Annotated in this window: 1 pseudogene (cut by a window edge); it reads left to right on the plus strand. The window is 64.8% G+C overall.

The features are described from left to right. Nucleotides 1-718 (plus strand): annotated as a pseudogene (locus K728_RS18715) (DEAD/DEAH box helicase) (its annotated part extends 834 nt beyond the left edge of the window); the annotation flags it as partial.

Genomic DNA, 718 nt, shown 5'->3' on the forward strand with positions numbered 1-718 from the left:
GGCCGACAAGCGGCTCTCCGAGGTGCGGCGGACGGTATCCGACGCCGGCGGCATGGTGATCGCCACCGACCACGACGACGCCCGGGCCTATGCTGGCCTGCTCAAGAAGATCACCGGCGAATCACCGGTAGTGATTCTCTCGGATGATGCGAAGGCGTCGGAGAAGATCGAGGAGTACTCGGCTGGCGAGCAGCGCTGGATGGTAGCGGTCCGGATGGTCTCCGAAGGCGTTGACGTACCGAGGCTCGCCGTCGGGGTCTACGCAACCTCGACAGCGACGCCGCTGTTCTTCGCCCAGGCGGTGGGACGCTTTGTGCGTGCCCGACGCCGGGGAGAGACCGCTTCGGTCTTCCTGCCATCGGTGCCGAACCTGATGATCCTCGCCAACCAGCTGGAACTTGAGCGTGACCATGCCCTGGACCGTCCGGCGACTGACGAGGACGGGTTCGCCCCCGAGGAAGCGTTGATGGAGGAGGCGAACCGTGCCGAGAAAGCCTCCGACGAACTGACCAAGCAGAAGTTTGAGGCGCTTGAATCCCAGGCGTCCTTTGACCGGGTTCTTTTCGACGGCGGTGAGTTCGGTACCGGCGGCGAAATGGGCAGCGAGGATGAACAGGATTTCCTCGGCATTCCGGGGCTGCTCGACGCTGACCAGGTGGGAGTTCTGCTGCGCCAACGCCAGCAGGAACAACAGACCCGCCGGGGACGCAAGGGCGTC

The sequence above is a fragment of the Arthrobacter sp. CAL618 genome, from assembly GCF_000468215.1.
Classification (GTDB): Bacteria; Actinomycetota; Actinomycetes; order Actinomycetales; family Micrococcaceae; genus Arthrobacter_D.